The organism is Acinetobacter sp. CE-15 (genome assembly GCF_051059255.1).
Taxonomy (GTDB): Bacteria; Pseudomonadota; Gammaproteobacteria; order Pseudomonadales; family Moraxellaceae; genus Acinetobacter; species Acinetobacter guillouiae.
The window spans coordinates 3329232-3344319 of sequence record NZ_CP192737.1 but is presented as its reverse complement, the minus strand read 5'-3'; the positions used below and the strand labels follow the sequence as shown (position 1 = coordinate 3344319).

Genomic DNA, 15088 nt, shown 5'->3' with positions numbered 1-15088 from the left:
GCACGAAAAAAAAGCGGTTTATCCCGCTTTTTCAACATCTTCTAACATGGTCGCTAATAAACGTTCGCATTGTGCATATTCTTGTAACGATTTATTCATGCCTAAAACTTCTTGCATCAGTTCTAAAGCCACCATGATCACCAATTTATTGTGTTCAACATTAGGGGCTTTACGGCGGAATTCTTGAAACTTTTCATTTAAAAGTCGACCAGCACGTTCGAGTTCTGGTTGCTTATCTGTTGTGGTGCCTAAACGGAAACTTTGCTCGATTAAGCGTAATTCTACAGTCACATGTTCAGTCATACTCATACTTCCTCATTAGACTCTGATGGGTGAGCAAGCTGTTGGATTTCTTGCGCATGATGATCTTGTTCAGTCCCTAAAATCGAAAGGCGTTGAATAATGGCTTCCACTTTTGTTTTGGCATGTTCATTTTTTTGAATTAAACGTTCACGCTCATCTTGAAGACCTTTGATGTCTTGTAAGTGATGGCGCTGTTCATTTACCATTTTTTCTTTAACCACACGCAATTCATTACGTTCAGCCAAAATTTCCTGAAAACGATTTTTTAAATCGGTACAGCTTTTTTCCAAACGCCCATAACGCTCAGCTAAAGACGTGGCATCTGTATTGAGCTGTTGAAACTGATTTTGTAACTGAGAGAGTTGCTCAGTGAGCGTATCAATTTCATCTTGTTTTTGGGTGATAATGCTATTTTTATGGCTAATTTGAGCATGAGATTGCTCTTCGCTGTTATCCTTTTCTTTTAACAGCGATGCATTTTCTTTCTCAACAGTTTCAATTCGTGTTTTTAAAACACCAATATGCGTCTGTAGACGCTGTAATTGTTCTAACATAACGGGTCGCACAGATTTGCAATCAAAGGTAATATATACAGAAGTATAGAGATTGGATAAACGAATGCAAGACGATATTTCAGGTTGGTCAGATTGGAATCAAAATTTTGAGGGGATTGAGGAAATTTCAAGCCCGAGTGAGTTACATGGCTTACTGACAGGTATAGTTTGTGTTACTGAAGTTCCGACTCGAGATGAATGGTTACAAATTTTATCTACGCTTGATGTGCCAAAATTAGACGATGAAGCGCTTGCACTATTGTCTGATGAAGCTGAGGACGTATCACACGCACTTTCAGACGATGATTTAGACTATCTTCCAATGCTTCCAGATGATGAGCATACATTGGCTGAGCGTGTGCAATCACTGGCAGATTGGTGTGCAGGGGTTGTGCTTGGCTTTGGATTGGCTTCTGGTCATATTCGCGCAGATGAACAAGAGCTCATTGAAAGTTTACAAGATGTTGCATCTGTTGAGTTTGATGAATCAGATGACGATGATGAGGGCGAAGCAAGCTATCTTGAGTTGTATGAATTTGTACGCTTGATCCCTGTATCATTATCAATGGGACGAAAAAAAGTTCCAGTGTCAGAAAGCCCTTTATTGCAAAATTTTCATAGCAAAATGAAACAGGCAATTGATGCTTCTGAAAGTAACAATGTTGTAGAGATGTTTACTCCACATCGCCCAAGCTAAAACTAAGAAAAAAGCTAAGAAACTTAAACTTTGAGAACATCTATGTTTGATGAGCAGCCAGTTTTACAGCTCCCTTTACAGTGCTTTTTTATTCGCTTTAAAAACATCGAAGTTGAATAAAGTCGTGATGTAAAGGTTTAAATTTTTTAGTTTGGAATGATTTGCTTGTTCTATTATCGCGATTTAGCGCAGAACGAGAAACGAGAGAAGTAATAAAATTATTTTAAAATATGCAAATATTGAGTCATCAGTATTTGCATTCATCTAAGCGTAATTGTAAGTTAAAGCTTCTTCCAAATTAATCATCTGAAATACAAGCTGAATAGAGAATGAAATTAACTCAAGCAGATTTTCAGGAACGTCGTGACCGCCTCGCTGAACAAATGGGTCCCAATAGCATTGCAATTATCTCAACCAGTCCAGAAGTCATGCGTAACCGAGATGCTGATTATAAGTTTCGTGCAGACAGTAGCTTTTTCTATTTAACTGGTTTCGCAGAGCCACAAGCAGTTGCAGTCATAGAGACAGATGAAACTGGTGAGAAATATATCTATAGCTTGTTCTGTCGTGAACGTAATCGTGAGATGGAAATTTGGAATGGTTATCGCGCTGGAATCGATGGTGCGGTTGATGATTATGAAGCAGATGAAGCTTATGCGATTGATCTGCTTGACGAAGAAATTATTGCTAAAATTTTAAATAAAGAAAAATTATTCTATCGTATTGGTCAACGTGCAGATTTTGATGCCAAGGTCAGTACTTGGATCACCAAAGCCAATGAATCTGGACGTGGTTTTGGCGTTCCAACGCAGTTGATTCAACTTGATCAAATTTTAGATGAAATGCGTTTGCATAAGTCCGATCAAGAAATTGAATTGATGCAAATCGCCTCAAATATCAGTGCAGATGCGCATACGCGTGCCATGCAAAAAGTTCATCCTGAGATGATGGAATATGCTTTAGAAGCTGAGTTGAATTATATCTTTGGTCAGAGTGGTTGTGTTCCTGCCTATAACAGCATTGTGGGTGGCGGGAGAAATGGCTGTATTTTACATTATGTTGAGAACAACCAACCCTTAAAAGATGGTGATTTGGTGTTGATTGATGCGGCCGCTGAGTATGAATGCTATGCCTCAGACATCACCCGTACTTTTCCAGTAAATGGTAAGTTTAGCCCTGAACAAAAAGCGCTATATCAAATTATTTTAGATGCACAAATTGCTGCGATAGATGCAATTCAAATCGGTCATTCTTATAAAGAACCGCATAATGTTGCAGTACGGATCATGGTAGAAGGTTTGGTCAAGCTTGGTATTATGCAAGGTGATGTTGATCAAATTATTGAATCTGAAGGCTATCGTCAGTTTTATATGCATGGTACAGGGCATTGGCTCGGTATGGATGTGCATGATGTTGGCGCATATAAAGATGAAAATGGTCAATGGCGTAGCTATGAGCAGGGTATGGTTGTTACTGTTGAACCAGGTTTATATATCGCACCTGATGATGAAACAGTGGAGGCAAAATGGCGTGGTATCGGTATTCGGATTGAAGATGATGTGGTTGCAACTGAACAGGGGCCATTGGTCTTGACCAAAAATGTGGTGAAGTCGATTGAAGATATTGAAGCATTGATGGCAAAGTCAGTATAAGTTTTTAATTTGAAAGGTGAGTATGTATGGATACTTACACCGTTTTAGCTAAGCCAGTAGAAACAAATCGTTTGATTCTACGCAAGTTTGTTCACGGTGATGAAATCTCACTTTTTCATGAGTATTGCGGAGACAGGGAGTCTTCGAAATATTTACAAAGGCGACCACATGCCAATATTGAGCAAACCAAGTGTATGTTTGAAAATTGGAGTGGTACAAAATGGGAAAATAATGATAAAGATTTTGCTTGGATTATTGTCGAGCGCAAAACCAATTTAGCTATGGGGCTTGTGATGTTTATTCACAAGGGAGATCACGGTGAAATTCATTTTGGGCTTGGAGGTAAATTTCAAGGGCAGGGCTTTATGAGGGAAGCAATCACTGCTGTCATTGCTTATTTAAAAAATAGCAGTAGGCTTAAAAGAATAGAGACTTTTTGTGATGCAGAAAATGTGAAATCACGAAACGTTCTGATTGAAACAGGATTTATTGAAACAACCTTGTTAAAGCATTGGGCTATATTTCCAGCTTTGGGAGATAATAAGAGAGATTGTGTGGGTTTTATGATTGAAATAAATAAAAATATTTAAATAGAAATAAGGGTAAATCATAGTGATAGATATGAGATTCAGTTTTATTTCAACTTTTTTGACAGTAATGTCCTGTTCTTTATTGGCATGTCAGCCAAGTAACATCACAAATAAGAATACTCAAGTCACGAGTCAACAATTGGAAGTTATCGACCTACATTTTGGTGAACAAGGCCTAAAAGATTTTATTCAATATAGCCATATTCCTATAGATCGCCAACCTGCTGGAATGAATTTTTTATCACTTGATTGGACTCCACCACAACTCGGTAAAGTAAAAGTTGTAACTGGGAAGAGTAACTTTGAAATTGACAATGTCATAAGTGTTATGGGAACACAAATTGCGAGACGCAGTAATGATGGTATTCAGATTATGGATATCAATGCCAGTCTACATCAGAATGAATATACCAATAGCCAAGAAGCATATACTGCGTATACAAAGATTATTGATCAAATGGATACTCAGCAATGGAAGCAGTATTTTTACCTTATGCAGCTCGCATAGATAAAAAAGAAAATCTCAAATATATGGATCAAAATATGGGAGACGTAGTTGATCCTACAGTTAAATTAAGCCCTAAGGAATTACAAGAAATTTTATCAAAGACTAATAGGTTAGTTTTTAATTTATACAATAATGATGTCCGAGTAGATATTGTGATTAATAGAACTTATAAAGATGATAAAAAAGAACAATATATGGTGAGATATAGTTTTGAGCATTTTAGATATGCAGGACGAAATGCTATTTCTGATTCAGATACAATGAGTCCTGAGCAACTACAACAAGCTTTTTTAAGAGAGCTAGATGAAAATAAGAATGATCGAAGAGTGAAAGAAAGTAGAGCAAAGATAGCAGGTTATCAGATTGACGAAACTTATAAAGATCCTGATATTTGGCAATATGTTCAATAAATGTATGTAAAGATTATTTCAAATTCATACAATATCGCTCAGGTTGCCCCGTTGAAGAGGTATTTGTGCAATTAGGTGGTCGTTGGAAAATGATGATTTTGTCCTTTTTACTAGAGAAACCCCGACGATTTAGTGAGATTAAAAATAATATTCCGAATATCTCGCAACGAATGCTTATTTTAGAATTAAATTTTCTTGAAAATAAAGGGTTTATAGAAAGGAATGTCTATGAGGGAAAACCTGTAAAAGTTGAATACTCACTGACAGAAGAAGGTCAGTATCTCGATCGATTTATACTCATGTGTAGAGAGTATGGTGAGTGGATAAGAGAAAGAGAAATGATGCGAGACAGTTTTAATCACTGTTTATGAAATGTTACATTTTTTTTAAATTGATTATGGGCATATCGTAAAGTTATCAACGACATTTTTCTATTCTTCGTGTTTGATATTTAAACAATACCTTTAAGGTGCCATATTGGCCGAGCTAAATAACATGCTTAATTCTTGGCTAGAATTTTTAATTTTCATACTTATGTTAAAAATAGCGTATTGATTCAGTACAAATACAGCCAACAATTTCCTATTTCAATATAAAAATAACTTTGCTTGATGTAATATGAAATCAATCAAGATTATAAGTATTCAGTACGCTGAATCACATATAGAAAGGATAAAAGCATGCAACAAGAAGTCATCATCGTCGGCGGTGGAATGGTTGGGCTGAGCTTGGCTCTGATGTTGGCAAAAGCCAATATTGCGGTAAAGCTTTTAGAGGCTGTGAAATATCCAAATTATGATGATGCCAATCTTGCACCCTATCATTCCAGTTTTGATGCACGAAATACCGCGCTATCACGTCGTACCGTGCAAATTTATCAAAAACTCGGTCTTTGGGATGCTTTGCAAGAACATGCGACTCCTATTCTCGAAGTACATATCACTGAACAAGGCAGTTTTGGTAAAGCACGTTTAGTTGCAGATCAAGAAAAAGTCGAAAGTTTTGGGCAAGTGATTGAAAATGCATGGCTAGGCCGTGTACTACTGACTCAAGTTCGCCAGCAAGCTTTAATTGAATTGATCGACGGTGTACAAGTCACCTCACTAAAACAAGAGGGTGACTATGTATATGTTGAAGCCAATCGAGGTGAAGAATATACCCATTCACTTAAAGCCAAATTGTTGATTGCTGCGGATGGTCGTGATTCTTTCTGTCGCCAAGCTTTAGGTGTTGGTGTGGATGTGCATGATTATGATCAGGTGGCAATTGTCACAACAGTACAAACCTCTAAACCACATCATCAAGTGGGCTTTGAACGCTTTAGCCATTTAGGTCCATTGGCATTGCTTCCATTGCCGGGGGAATGTCGTCGTTCAGTGGTTTGGCCAGTGAAAAAAGGCACAGAAGATGAATGGTTGGGTGATGAAAATGACCAACATTTCCTTGATGCTTTACAGCAAACTTATGGTGATCGTGCAGGTAAATTCCAAAAAACAGGTAAACGTTTTAGCTTCCCATTGGCACAAGTGCTTGCTGAAAAACAAGCGGTGGGTCGGGTAATTTTGATGGGTAATGCTGCACATACGATTCATCCTGTCGCTGGACAAGGTTTTAACTTGTGTATGCGTGATGCAGATGTGCTGATGCGTTATATCACAACGCAAATTGCGCAATCTGATGATATTGGTCAACCTGAGATGTTAAAGGCCTATGAACAATCTCGCTTAACTGATCAGCAACGTGTGATTAAATTCTGTGATTCTGTAGTGCGTGGATTTAGTAATCAAAATCCAGTGTTAAAATTATTGCGTAATACTGGCTTGGTGGCTTTTGATGTGATTCCTGGGATTAAGCCTTTGGTTGCCAATTATGCGATGGGATTAAAAGCATGACACAGCAAGATATGTTAGATGTGGTGATTGTGGGTGGTGGTCTGGTGGGTGGCTTAACCGCATTACTTTTAGCACAGGGCGGTGTGCAAGCCACAGTTTTAGATGCAGCCCCTATTTTAGATGCTGAAAAGACGTTAGCTGTTGCTAATCCACGGGTTTTAGCGCTGAGCCAAGCCACGATTCACTTGTTAAAAACGGTGAATGTATGGGAAAAAATCGCTCGCCAAATGCCCTATACAGGCATGCAAGTCTGGAATAAAAATGGTTATGGTGAAATTAACTTTGGGCAAGCCTCAGAAAACTTTCCCACAGCTGAGCAAAGCTTAGGTTCAATGGTTGAACCAAGTTTATTAAACCTTGCCATCCAACAGGAAATGTTGGAGCAACTGCAAGATTATCGTACTCAAGTTAAAGTTGTGCGAGTAGAGCAGGGTGTAGGCTGCTGGATCATTAAACTTGCAGATGGGACTGAGCTAAAGACCAAGTTAGTGATTGGTGCAGATGGTGCAAATTCATTTGTTCGTGATCAAGCATTTATCGATCTTGATGTTTTAGATTATCAACAGGCAGGTTTGACCTGTGCGATTCGTACCACACAACCACACCAATATGTGGCTCGTCAGATTTTCCATCCGACAGGCCCATTGGCATTTTTACCGATGGCGAGTTTAAAGCCAGAACAAGCTGAACACTGGATTTCAATCGTTTGGACCTTACCTGATGATTATGCAGAAGAATATGCACGCTTAGATGATGTTGATTTTTGTGCGTTACTGACACGTGAAAGTCATCATATGTTGGGCAAGATCGTTGAAGCGACACCACGGGCTCAATTTCCACTTAAGGCGCGTGCGGCACAACGTTATGTAAAAGATGGGCTGGCCTTGATTGGTGATGCAGCGCATGTAATTCATCCTTTAGCTGGGCAAGGCGTAAATATCGGGTGTTTAGATGCTGCTATTCTGTGTGATGTATTACTTAAAGATAAACAGCGTGGCGTATGGGCACATGAACAAACCTTAAAGCGTTATGAACACCAACGTAAAGGGCAAAATGATGCCATGATGCATAGCATGTCGATGATTGGTTTTGTAGAAACTGCGAAAATATTTCCATTGGTTTGGGCGCGTAACTTTGGCTTAAAACAAGTTGAAAATATGCCATTTTTAAAAGATCAATTTATGGCACAAGCCAATGGGCTGGCAACTTTAAAAAGCACGCAATATGCCATTTAATTGGATTTCTGATATTTTTTAACCAATCATTTAAACAACATTACGAATTTGATGAAAAAAAACACGATTTTGTGTATCTAGATACTAGTCGAATCGCGAAGAGCTTGATACATTTCTCTGTAAAACATCACCATTTTTCGGATGGTACATTGACGTCATTGATGGGGAGTTAAAGATGACAGATACAAATGATTATGATGATAATTCAGAAGATCATGCAGTAGACGATGATGAAGCTAAAGCGGCTGAAAAAGGCGCTGCGGCAAGTGATTCTACAGTTTCAGATACAGATTTGGCTGAAGCTGAAACACTCACTGTGACAGCGAAAAAAAGACAGCGTGAAGCGTTGGAAGATGAAGTCGCTGCATTTTTAGCGCGTGGTGGGAGAATTACCGAAGTTCCACCAGATGAATCTGCTAAAGATTGATTTTAAAAGCACCGAAAGGTGCTTTTTTAAATTTGGTTGGAATGCTGTCTATTTTTAGATGTTTAAATCTCAATCTTAAAAAGTTTTAGTGTTTGTGACTTTTTACTTGAACTTTTAATGAGCTATTTTATTTTTATGGATCCTTGCTGCTTGCTTTAAGTGTATGACTGATTAAATCATCAGTTCAGTAATGTTGTACTTTTGATTATTTATTTTTCTGTGTCAGCTTTTATACGTGTCAGATTGATCAGAGCGTGATTAAAACTTATTGTGTTTTAATAGATTAAGGCAGGGGAAAAAGTAATCAGAGCAATCAGTTGCTTGTAGAAAAGCAGATTGAGAAATGCTTATATATGCATTTCTCAACTCAAGTAATAAAATTATTGTTGATTAGTCAGCTCTAAAGCACGTTGATAGGCGATTTTCTTTTTGATGCCGGTTAGATCCGCAGCAAGTTGTGATGCCGCTTTGACTGATAAATCTTGTAATAAGCGATTTAAAAGTTGATCTAACTTCTCTTGTTCCACATCTTGATCTTTGGCATCTGGTGCACCACCAATAACTAAAACAATTTCACCTTTTTGCTGGTTGCGATCATTTTCAATAAATGTCACCAACTCGCCCAAAGTCATCTTTTTAATCGTTTCAAATGTTTTGGTAATTTCACGTGCAAAACCCACAGGGCGATCTGCACCAAAAACATCAGCCATATCTTTGACACTGTCTAAAATACGATGAGGCGCTTCATAGATAATCATGGTTTGTGATTCATGTTTTAATTTTTCTAATTGAATCAATCGTTGTGATTGTTTTGACGATAAAAAGCCTTCAAAGCTAAAACGATCACTGGGTAAACCCACCGCACTTAGCGCAGCAATAGCAGCACATGCACCCGGCACAGGAATGACGCGAATACCATTCTCCTGAGCAGCACGGACCAATTTAAAACCCGGGTCACTAATCAATGGTGTACCAGCATCACTGACCAGTGCAATATTCTGACCACTTTTTAATTTTTCGATAAGTATATCAATTTTGTTACTTTCATTGTGATCATGACACGCTGTGAGCGGAGTTGAGATATTATAGTGCTTTAATAATTGAGCAGATTGACGTGTATCTTCTGCCGCAATAACAGAAACAGACTTTAAAACTTCAATAGAACGAAAAGTCATATCATCTAAGTGCCCAATTGGGGTCGCTACGACGAATAATTGAGCACTCATAAAGGTCTCCATGAAGAATAAGTTAGTGTTGAACAGTATTAAAAGAGTGGTTGTGTTGGGAATGGTTGGATTTACAATCCAAGTTCACGCAGAAATTCTGGTTATATTACCTGAAACAGGCCCTATGTCGCGAGCGGGTTTGAGTATTAAACAAGGAATATTAAGTGCCGCGCAGGCCTCAAAGAATGAAATACCCTTAAAATTTGTCGATTCAGATCAAAAGACCATCAAAGCGCTGTTAAAGCAGCATGTCAATAAAAAGACTAAAATGATTATTGGGCCTTTGGCTCGTCCTGATGTTGAGGCTTTAATTAATTTAAAGCCTAAAGTACCTGTATTGGCACTCAATGAAGTTTATCCAAGCTATAAAAGTGTTTGGCAATATAGTCTTTCTAAAAATGACGATGCTTTGGCGCTACTTGACTATATCCAGCATGATAAAGTCAGCAAACTCTATGTGGTGCGTGAAAAAGGCACAGAAGCAGAATCTATTAACTTTTTAAATGCATTATTTGCCAATTATATGGGTGAAGTTGATCCTGTAGAGCATATGCCGAAGTCGATTTCGGATCGAGAGGGTATTTTACTGTTAGGTTCAAACCAATGGTTGACCAGTTTTCCCAAATTACAGAAGAAAAAAATTTATACCCAAGCCATTGCCGTTGATGAAAAAAAGGCCTTGCCTAAAGGGATGAAATTCTGTGATGTTCCAGCCTTATACATCGCCGAATGGGATGATGTGGTCAAAGCTTATAAAGATAAACCGACCTCGTTACCGTATCAGCGTTTATATGCCTTTGGTGGAGATGCTTGGCATATTGCTGAACAATTTGTTTTGGATCCGAATGTAAAAAGCTTAACCTTTAATGGGCGCACTGGAAAAATTAAAATTGATGGCAATCGTGTTGAACGTATTCCGCAATGTTTTGAACGCTCAAAAAATAATTTAGTGCCTTTGTGATGACAGGTTTCTCATGGCAAAAAATAATTTAGGACAATGGGCGGAGCAAGAAGCAGTGAAATTACTGCTTCAACATGGCTACGAGATCGTAAAATTGAATTATTTCTCGCGCTTTGGTGAAATAGATATTATTGCGCAGTCTAAACAAGAGTTAATTTTTGTTGAAGTGAAAGCAAGAACTCCAACACAGATGGGGCATGCTTTTGAAACGGTAAATCAATCAAAACAACAAAAAATGATTAAAACGGCGTTTAAGTTTTTACAAGAACATCCACAATATGAACAATATTATTGCCGTTTCGATGTGATTGGTTTTGATTTACATCATAAAATTGCAAAAAACGTACAGCAAGACCTCAGTAAAATCTCTTATGATCAATCTTGGATTGAAAATGCATTTACTTTAGATGCAGACTTGATTAATCTGTGACTGAAATTTATGTACGGTTATTTCAAAAATAAATATATTTTCCAGCATGTTAACGACGTTTAAATGGGTTGTTTAGCAGGCTGAAATTAATAGGAGTCTTGCTGAGTGTTAAAACGTATTGTCATCACCATGATGTGTGTAGCAAGTTTGTCTGGTTGCGCGAGTTTTATCTCAGGTGGTACTGGTTCTTCACCAGTGGGAACAGATAGTGGTGTTCGATCTTTAGGACAAGTGTTTATTGATTCTTCTATTGAGCGAACTGCGAAAATCAACTTGTATAAGTTGGATGCTCGATTTAAGCAATCTCGTGTCAATATTAATAGTTTTCACAGCAATGTGTTACTGACAGGGCAAGTGCCAGATGCACATTTAAAACAGTTGGCAGAAGATAATCTACGAGCAATGAGCGATGTAAAAGCAGTCCATAATTACCTGACTGTAGGCAATCAAATCGGTTATAGCACCATCATGCAAGATGCATCAGTTACTGTGAATACTCGTGGTTTAGTGATGAAAGCGCCTGTGGTTTCAGACAATAAAGTCTTGATCCATACAGAAGACGGCGTGTTGTATGTTTTAGGTCGTTTAAACAATGCTGAAATTGCAGATTTAAATGATGTTTTACAAAAAGTTGGAAATGTGACTAAAATTGTGACCTTGATTGATAACATCGAACAAGCGAATAATTCAGTCCAAACTTCATCTTTCACAGCACCTGTGGTAAATAATGTACAGCAACAACCTGATGTACAGACACCTGTTGCGATTGATCCTAATGCTACAGAGCCAAATAATAATGTTATTCAACAATAGGTTAAAAGTTTTAAAAGTTAGATTTGGAAAGCAGTTTGAACACCTAAAATCTCAATTTAAATCGCACTATCAAGATTTTCGTTTATACGATTTAGGCAGTATTACCATTAATGGCTTGACCCCTAAAAAGGGCTATTCCATTCAGCATAATATTGCCTATGGCTTAAAGGCGAGACAACGTTTAGATTTATATATTTCTAATAAAAAGCAACAAAATGCGCTGATTCTTTTTGTTCATGGTGGGGCATGGAGTCATGGCGATAAAAGTGCTTATAAATTTGTAGGCGAGGCGTTTAGCCGTTTTGGTTATAACGTGGCAGTGCTGAACTATCATTTGGCACCTGAGCATAAATTTCCAAGCTATATTGATGATCTTGCTGTTGCATTGAATTATTTGGAGCAACAACAAGCACGTTTTGGTATTTCAATGGATAAAATTGCCTTGATGGGGCATTCAGCAGGCGCATTTAATATTGCGTCTTTGCTTTATCATCCTAAGCACTACCAACTGGCCATCAAACAAAATATTAAAGCTTTGATTGGAATCGCTGGACCTTATCATTTTGATTATAAAGGCGATGCTTTAGCCGAGAATGCGTTTGATCAAAGTATCCCTTATCAACAAGTAATGCCGTATTATTTTGTTGAAAAAAATGAGGTAAAGCATTATTTGTTCTTGGCGGAAAATGATCAGATCGTTAAAGCTAAAAACTCTTTAGATTTTAAACAGCAATTACTTGAACAAGGCAATCATTGTGAAATTTACACGATTCCTAAAACTGGTCATATTTCAATTATGGGCAGTGTTTCAAGTCTGTTTAGTCGATTCTATAAAACCCGACCTGAAATTATTAAGGTTTTAAATGAAGCAATGAAAAATGCCTAGCAATTGCTAGGCATTTTTGATTTGAACATGTCTCAATCAAGATCAGTCTTTATGCATTGGTCTATTGTGAATTACATGTTCAATCATGGCATGGGCGATACTGCCACTAAAAGGCGTTTCGGGTAGCTGATCAAACTTAAAGAACTGAGCCTCACTAATTTCTTCTTCTTGTAAGACGATTTCACCAGATTCATATTCAGCCTTAAAGGCCAGCATAAGATTACTTGGAAAAGGCCAAGGTTGGCTGGATAAATATTGGACATTTTTGACATGTAGGCCAACTTCTTCCAACGTTTCTCTTTTAACCGCTTCTTCCAGTGTTTCACCGACCTCAACAAAACCCGCAATAAGACCATACATCTTGCTTTTATTCTTAGCATTTTTTGCCAATAGAATTTCGTTATCGCCACGAGTAATCACGGTGATAATACACGGTTGTACACGCGGGTATTGATGATAACGACAGCGAGGGCAGACCATGGCATATTCAGTGGGATGAACCTCGGTTTCGTGACCACAGTGGCTACAAAACTTATGGTTTCTTCGCCACTCTAGCAACTGTACTGCACGACTGGCTTGTTCAAACTCAGATTTGGTCCATTGTGAAATCAATTGACGAATCGGGATCAGTTGATATCCCGCTGGAATTTGATCTTCGATAAATAGATCTCGGGCAATAATCTGATCACCCGAGTTAAAGCTGATATCACTTGCTAACTTTTCAACTTTAGGCAGTTGTAAATTTTCATCCACTAAAAGTTGTTGATGGTGAAAGATATATGCAAGTGATAATTCTGACATTAGGCTACCGATTTTAAATTTTGACTACTTGTTAATGCTACATCAAACATGGCTTGTAAAACAGGTTGTTTATTTTGTAGATTTTCAATCATCATGTCTGCACTGGCTAAAACATCCAGCAGTTTATTGACTTGCGCAAGGTTAAACACGTGTTCTTTGTTAAGACCCGTTTGAATAAACTCCGCAGAGAGCAGCAATGCTTTTTGACCATCTTTTGCCGCAAGGAACAACAGAGCCCCACCAATTTCACTTAATTGTGATGGAAGTTGGTCTAGGCTTGTGCTTTGAGGATCTTGTAAATATTGCACCAATGTTTGTGAGCTTAAATCAACCAGCGCTTTGGTCTCAGTCAATAATGCTGCATGTGCTTCATCTAGACGATCTAATGAAATCTGCAAGTTATTCACTTTTAACTGTAAACGACTCGATGTGTAATTACGCTCTAAGATACCAATCGAATTCATCGCTGATAAAATACTGTTCATCAACTGTTGCGCATAATTTTCATCTTTGAGCATGTTGTCTTGAGACAGTAGGTCAGCCTGTTGTTTCAGTCCGCTATAGGCTTCATTGAGATTCAAGACTTTAAATACATGTGCAAGATCGGTCAGTTTGCTTTTCAATTCTTGCGTTTTTTCATCACTCATATTTTTGTAGTTAAACTCAATATCATTACGGATTTGCGACATTTCGTCCGTAATCAGTTGGCTCACACTATGAATGGTTTCAAAGTCAGGGCCATATAAATGGCGACTAAATATTTGTAGTTGAGTGTCAGTCAGAATATCTTCGCCAACATTAATCTGTTCGCGGATGTGTTGTGATATTTCATCTTCTTGGCTGATACAAATACTCAAAATATTGGCTGTATCTAATAAAGATGGATTGAATCCGCTTAGATCTTTAAAGAATAAAGACATATTGGTTTCAATACTGATTAGCGTTCTGAGGCGTGTGTCATTGAGAATGATGTTTTCGATGTGATTTAAAGCAACTGAAACCAAAGCCCAGTATTGTGCACTTGCTTGGCCTTTGGCTGCATTTGCCAAATCAGTCCCAACCAGCTTGATGCCCTGTAAATCTAAATCTGTTTCTTGCTGTTTGAGCAGCTTGTGTAAGCATAATTTATACAGCTTATGTACATATACTGAATGCTCTAACTCAGGTGATTGCGGCAAGTTAAAATTCGGTGTTACACAGTCGAGCAGTGGAATAATTGCTTGACCTTCAGGTGTTAGATCTAGACCTAAAGAAAGTTCTAAGCGATTTAAGGTGTCATGCAAAAATTGTGGCGCTCTGACTTCACGAAGGCAAATAAACTCAATATAGCGTTTGAGCATGGTGGTGCCTTCACTCAAAGCGATGACTTCTTGAGTATTGATCTCATGTGGGTTTTGCATCACTTTACGCATCACCGCTGCTGAGAGTTGCGCAATTTTAGCAACATGCGGCATATCGATGAGCATCAGCACATTTACACATTGTTCAAATTGAAGCAAAGCATCATCAATACCGAAGGGTAAAGTTTGGTCTTCAACTAAACTACTGACAGCAGATTCTACCTGTAAAATTGAATTATCGACTTCTTTTTTAATAATAAGTAATGCTGTCGGATCAAAATGTATAGAGGTTTGGTAAGACATTGATCTGCACCTATCCTGGGTATCTGAATGTTTTATTTCATAGCCTCAAAATGAGGCTAA

General features: G+C 38.0%; 18 protein-coding genes. 13 read left to right on the top strand and 5 right to left on the bottom strand.

Annotated elements, in window-relative coordinates:
• Positions 1-18: 18 nt before the first annotated feature.
• Together ACQ7EO_RS15350 and ACQ7EO_RS15345 are read right to left on the bottom strand one after the other, a co-directional pair.
• Positions 19-303, bottom strand: coding sequence for a cell division protein ZapA (locus tag ACQ7EO_RS15350; protein ID WP_004819948.1), 285 nt, complete (start codon positions 301-303; stop codon positions 19-21).
• A 2-nt stretch (positions 304-305) separates the two neighbouring features.
• Positions 306-857: a hypothetical protein gene (locus ACQ7EO_RS15345; RefSeq protein WP_434277912.1), complete on the bottom strand. Its 552-nt coding sequence runs from the start codon at positions 855-857 to the stop codon at positions 306-308.
• Between the two features lie 64 nt (positions 858-921).
• On the opposite strand from ACQ7EO_RS15345, the gene ACQ7EO_RS15340 reads away from it, so the two are divergent.
• From ACQ7EO_RS15340 to ACQ7EO_RS15300, 9 genes are all read left to right on the top strand, one after another.
• Complete coding sequence (locus ACQ7EO_RS15340) at positions 922-1554, top strand: UPF0149 family protein (RefSeq protein WP_004819950.1); 633 nt, start codon at positions 922-924, stop codon at positions 1552-1554.
• Between the two features lie 329 nt (positions 1555-1883).
• Entirely contained in the window at positions 1884-3206 is a 1323-nt protein-coding gene (gene pepP / locus ACQ7EO_RS15335) for a Xaa-Pro aminopeptidase (protein WP_434277910.1), read from the top strand.
• A 26-nt stretch (positions 3207-3232) separates the two neighbouring features.
• Positions 3233-3796, top strand: coding sequence for a GNAT family N-acetyltransferase (locus ACQ7EO_RS15330; RefSeq protein WP_434277909.1), 564 nt, complete (start codon positions 3233-3235; stop codon positions 3794-3796).
• Positions 3797-3863: 67 nt separating this feature from the next.
• Positions 3864-4304, top strand: a complete 441-nt coding sequence (locus tag ACQ7EO_RS15325) for a hypothetical protein (protein ID WP_434277907.1) — start codon at positions 3864-3866, stop codon at positions 4302-4304.
• Positions 4268-4714, top strand: coding sequence for a hypothetical protein (locus ACQ7EO_RS15320; protein WP_434277906.1), 447 nt, complete (start codon positions 4268-4270; stop codon positions 4712-4714). Before ACQ7EO_RS15325 ends, ACQ7EO_RS15320 begins: the two co-directional genes overlap by 37 nt.
• 26 nt (positions 4715-4740) lie before the next feature.
• Positions 4741-5085 (top strand): winged helix-turn-helix transcriptional regulator, encoded by a 345-nt coding sequence (locus ACQ7EO_RS15315; protein WP_419311671.1) that lies wholly within the window; start codon positions 4741-4743, stop codon positions 5083-5085.
• Positions 5086-5394: 309 nt separating this feature from the next.
• Complete coding sequence (gene ubiH, locus ACQ7EO_RS15310; RefSeq protein WP_034614245.1) at positions 5395-6606, top strand: 2-octaprenyl-6-methoxyphenyl hydroxylase; 1212 nt, start codon at positions 5395-5397, stop codon at positions 6604-6606.
• Positions 6603-7841 carry an FAD-dependent monooxygenase gene (locus ACQ7EO_RS15305; protein WP_434277904.1) on the top strand — a complete coding sequence of 413 codons (1239 nt, stop codon included), beginning with the start codon at positions 6603-6605 and terminating at the stop codon, positions 7839-7841. Before ubiH ends, ACQ7EO_RS15305 begins: the two co-directional genes overlap by 4 nt.
• Before the next feature lie 175 nt (positions 7842-8016).
• Positions 8017-8268, top strand: a complete 252-nt coding sequence (locus tag ACQ7EO_RS15300) for a hypothetical protein (RefSeq protein WP_004722066.1) — start codon at positions 8017-8019, stop codon at positions 8266-8268.
• 380 nt (positions 8269-8648) lie between these two features.
• Here the strand turns inward: ACQ7EO_RS15300 and rsmI are convergent, their stop codons facing one another.
• Positions 8649-9494 (bottom strand): 16S rRNA (cytidine(1402)-2'-O)-methyltransferase, encoded by an 846-nt coding sequence (gene rsmI / locus ACQ7EO_RS15295; protein WP_004819970.1) that lies wholly within the window; start codon positions 9492-9494, stop codon positions 8649-8651.
• A gap of 10 nt (positions 9495-9504) precedes the next feature.
• Here rsmI and ACQ7EO_RS15290 point away from each other — a divergent pair, with 10 nt between their 5' ends.
• The 4 genes from ACQ7EO_RS15290 to ACQ7EO_RS15275 all read left to right on the top strand — a co-directional run bounded on the left by ACQ7EO_RS15290 (position 9505) and on the right by ACQ7EO_RS15275 (position 12584).
• Positions 9505-10455, top strand: coding sequence for a penicillin-binding protein activator (locus ACQ7EO_RS15290; protein ID WP_096733564.1), 951 nt, complete (start codon positions 9505-9507; stop codon positions 10453-10455).
• A 13-nt stretch (positions 10456-10468) separates the two neighbouring features.
• Positions 10469-10885: a YraN family protein gene (locus ACQ7EO_RS15285; protein ID WP_034614252.1), complete on the top strand. Its 417-nt coding sequence runs from the start codon at positions 10469-10471 to the stop codon at positions 10883-10885.
• A gap of 105 nt (positions 10886-10990) precedes the next feature.
• On the top strand, positions 10991-11698 hold the full coding sequence (locus tag ACQ7EO_RS15280; protein ID WP_004819975.1) for a BON domain-containing protein: 708 nt from the start codon (positions 10991-10993) through the stop codon (positions 11696-11698).
• Positions 11682-12584: an alpha/beta hydrolase gene (locus ACQ7EO_RS15275; RefSeq protein WP_034614258.1), complete on the top strand. Its 903-nt coding sequence runs from the start codon at positions 11682-11684 to the stop codon at positions 12582-12584. Before ACQ7EO_RS15280 ends, ACQ7EO_RS15275 begins: the two co-directional genes overlap by 17 nt.
• Before the next feature lie 42 nt (positions 12585-12626).
• Here ACQ7EO_RS15275 and nudC read toward each other — a convergent pair whose 3' ends face one another.
• Both nudC and ACQ7EO_RS15265 read right to left on the bottom strand, forming a co-directional pair.
• Complete coding sequence (nudC, locus tag ACQ7EO_RS15270; protein WP_434277902.1) at positions 12627-13385, bottom strand: NAD(+) diphosphatase; 759 nt, start codon at positions 13383-13385, stop codon at positions 12627-12629.
• The gene (locus ACQ7EO_RS15265) at positions 13385-15028 is read right to left on the bottom strand and encodes a chemotaxis protein (RefSeq protein ID WP_434277901.1); all 1644 of its coding nucleotides are present in this window, start codon (positions 15026-15028) and stop codon (positions 13385-13387) included. Before ACQ7EO_RS15265 ends, nudC begins: the two co-directional genes overlap by 1 nt.
• Positions 15029-15088 lie beyond the last annotated feature (60 nt).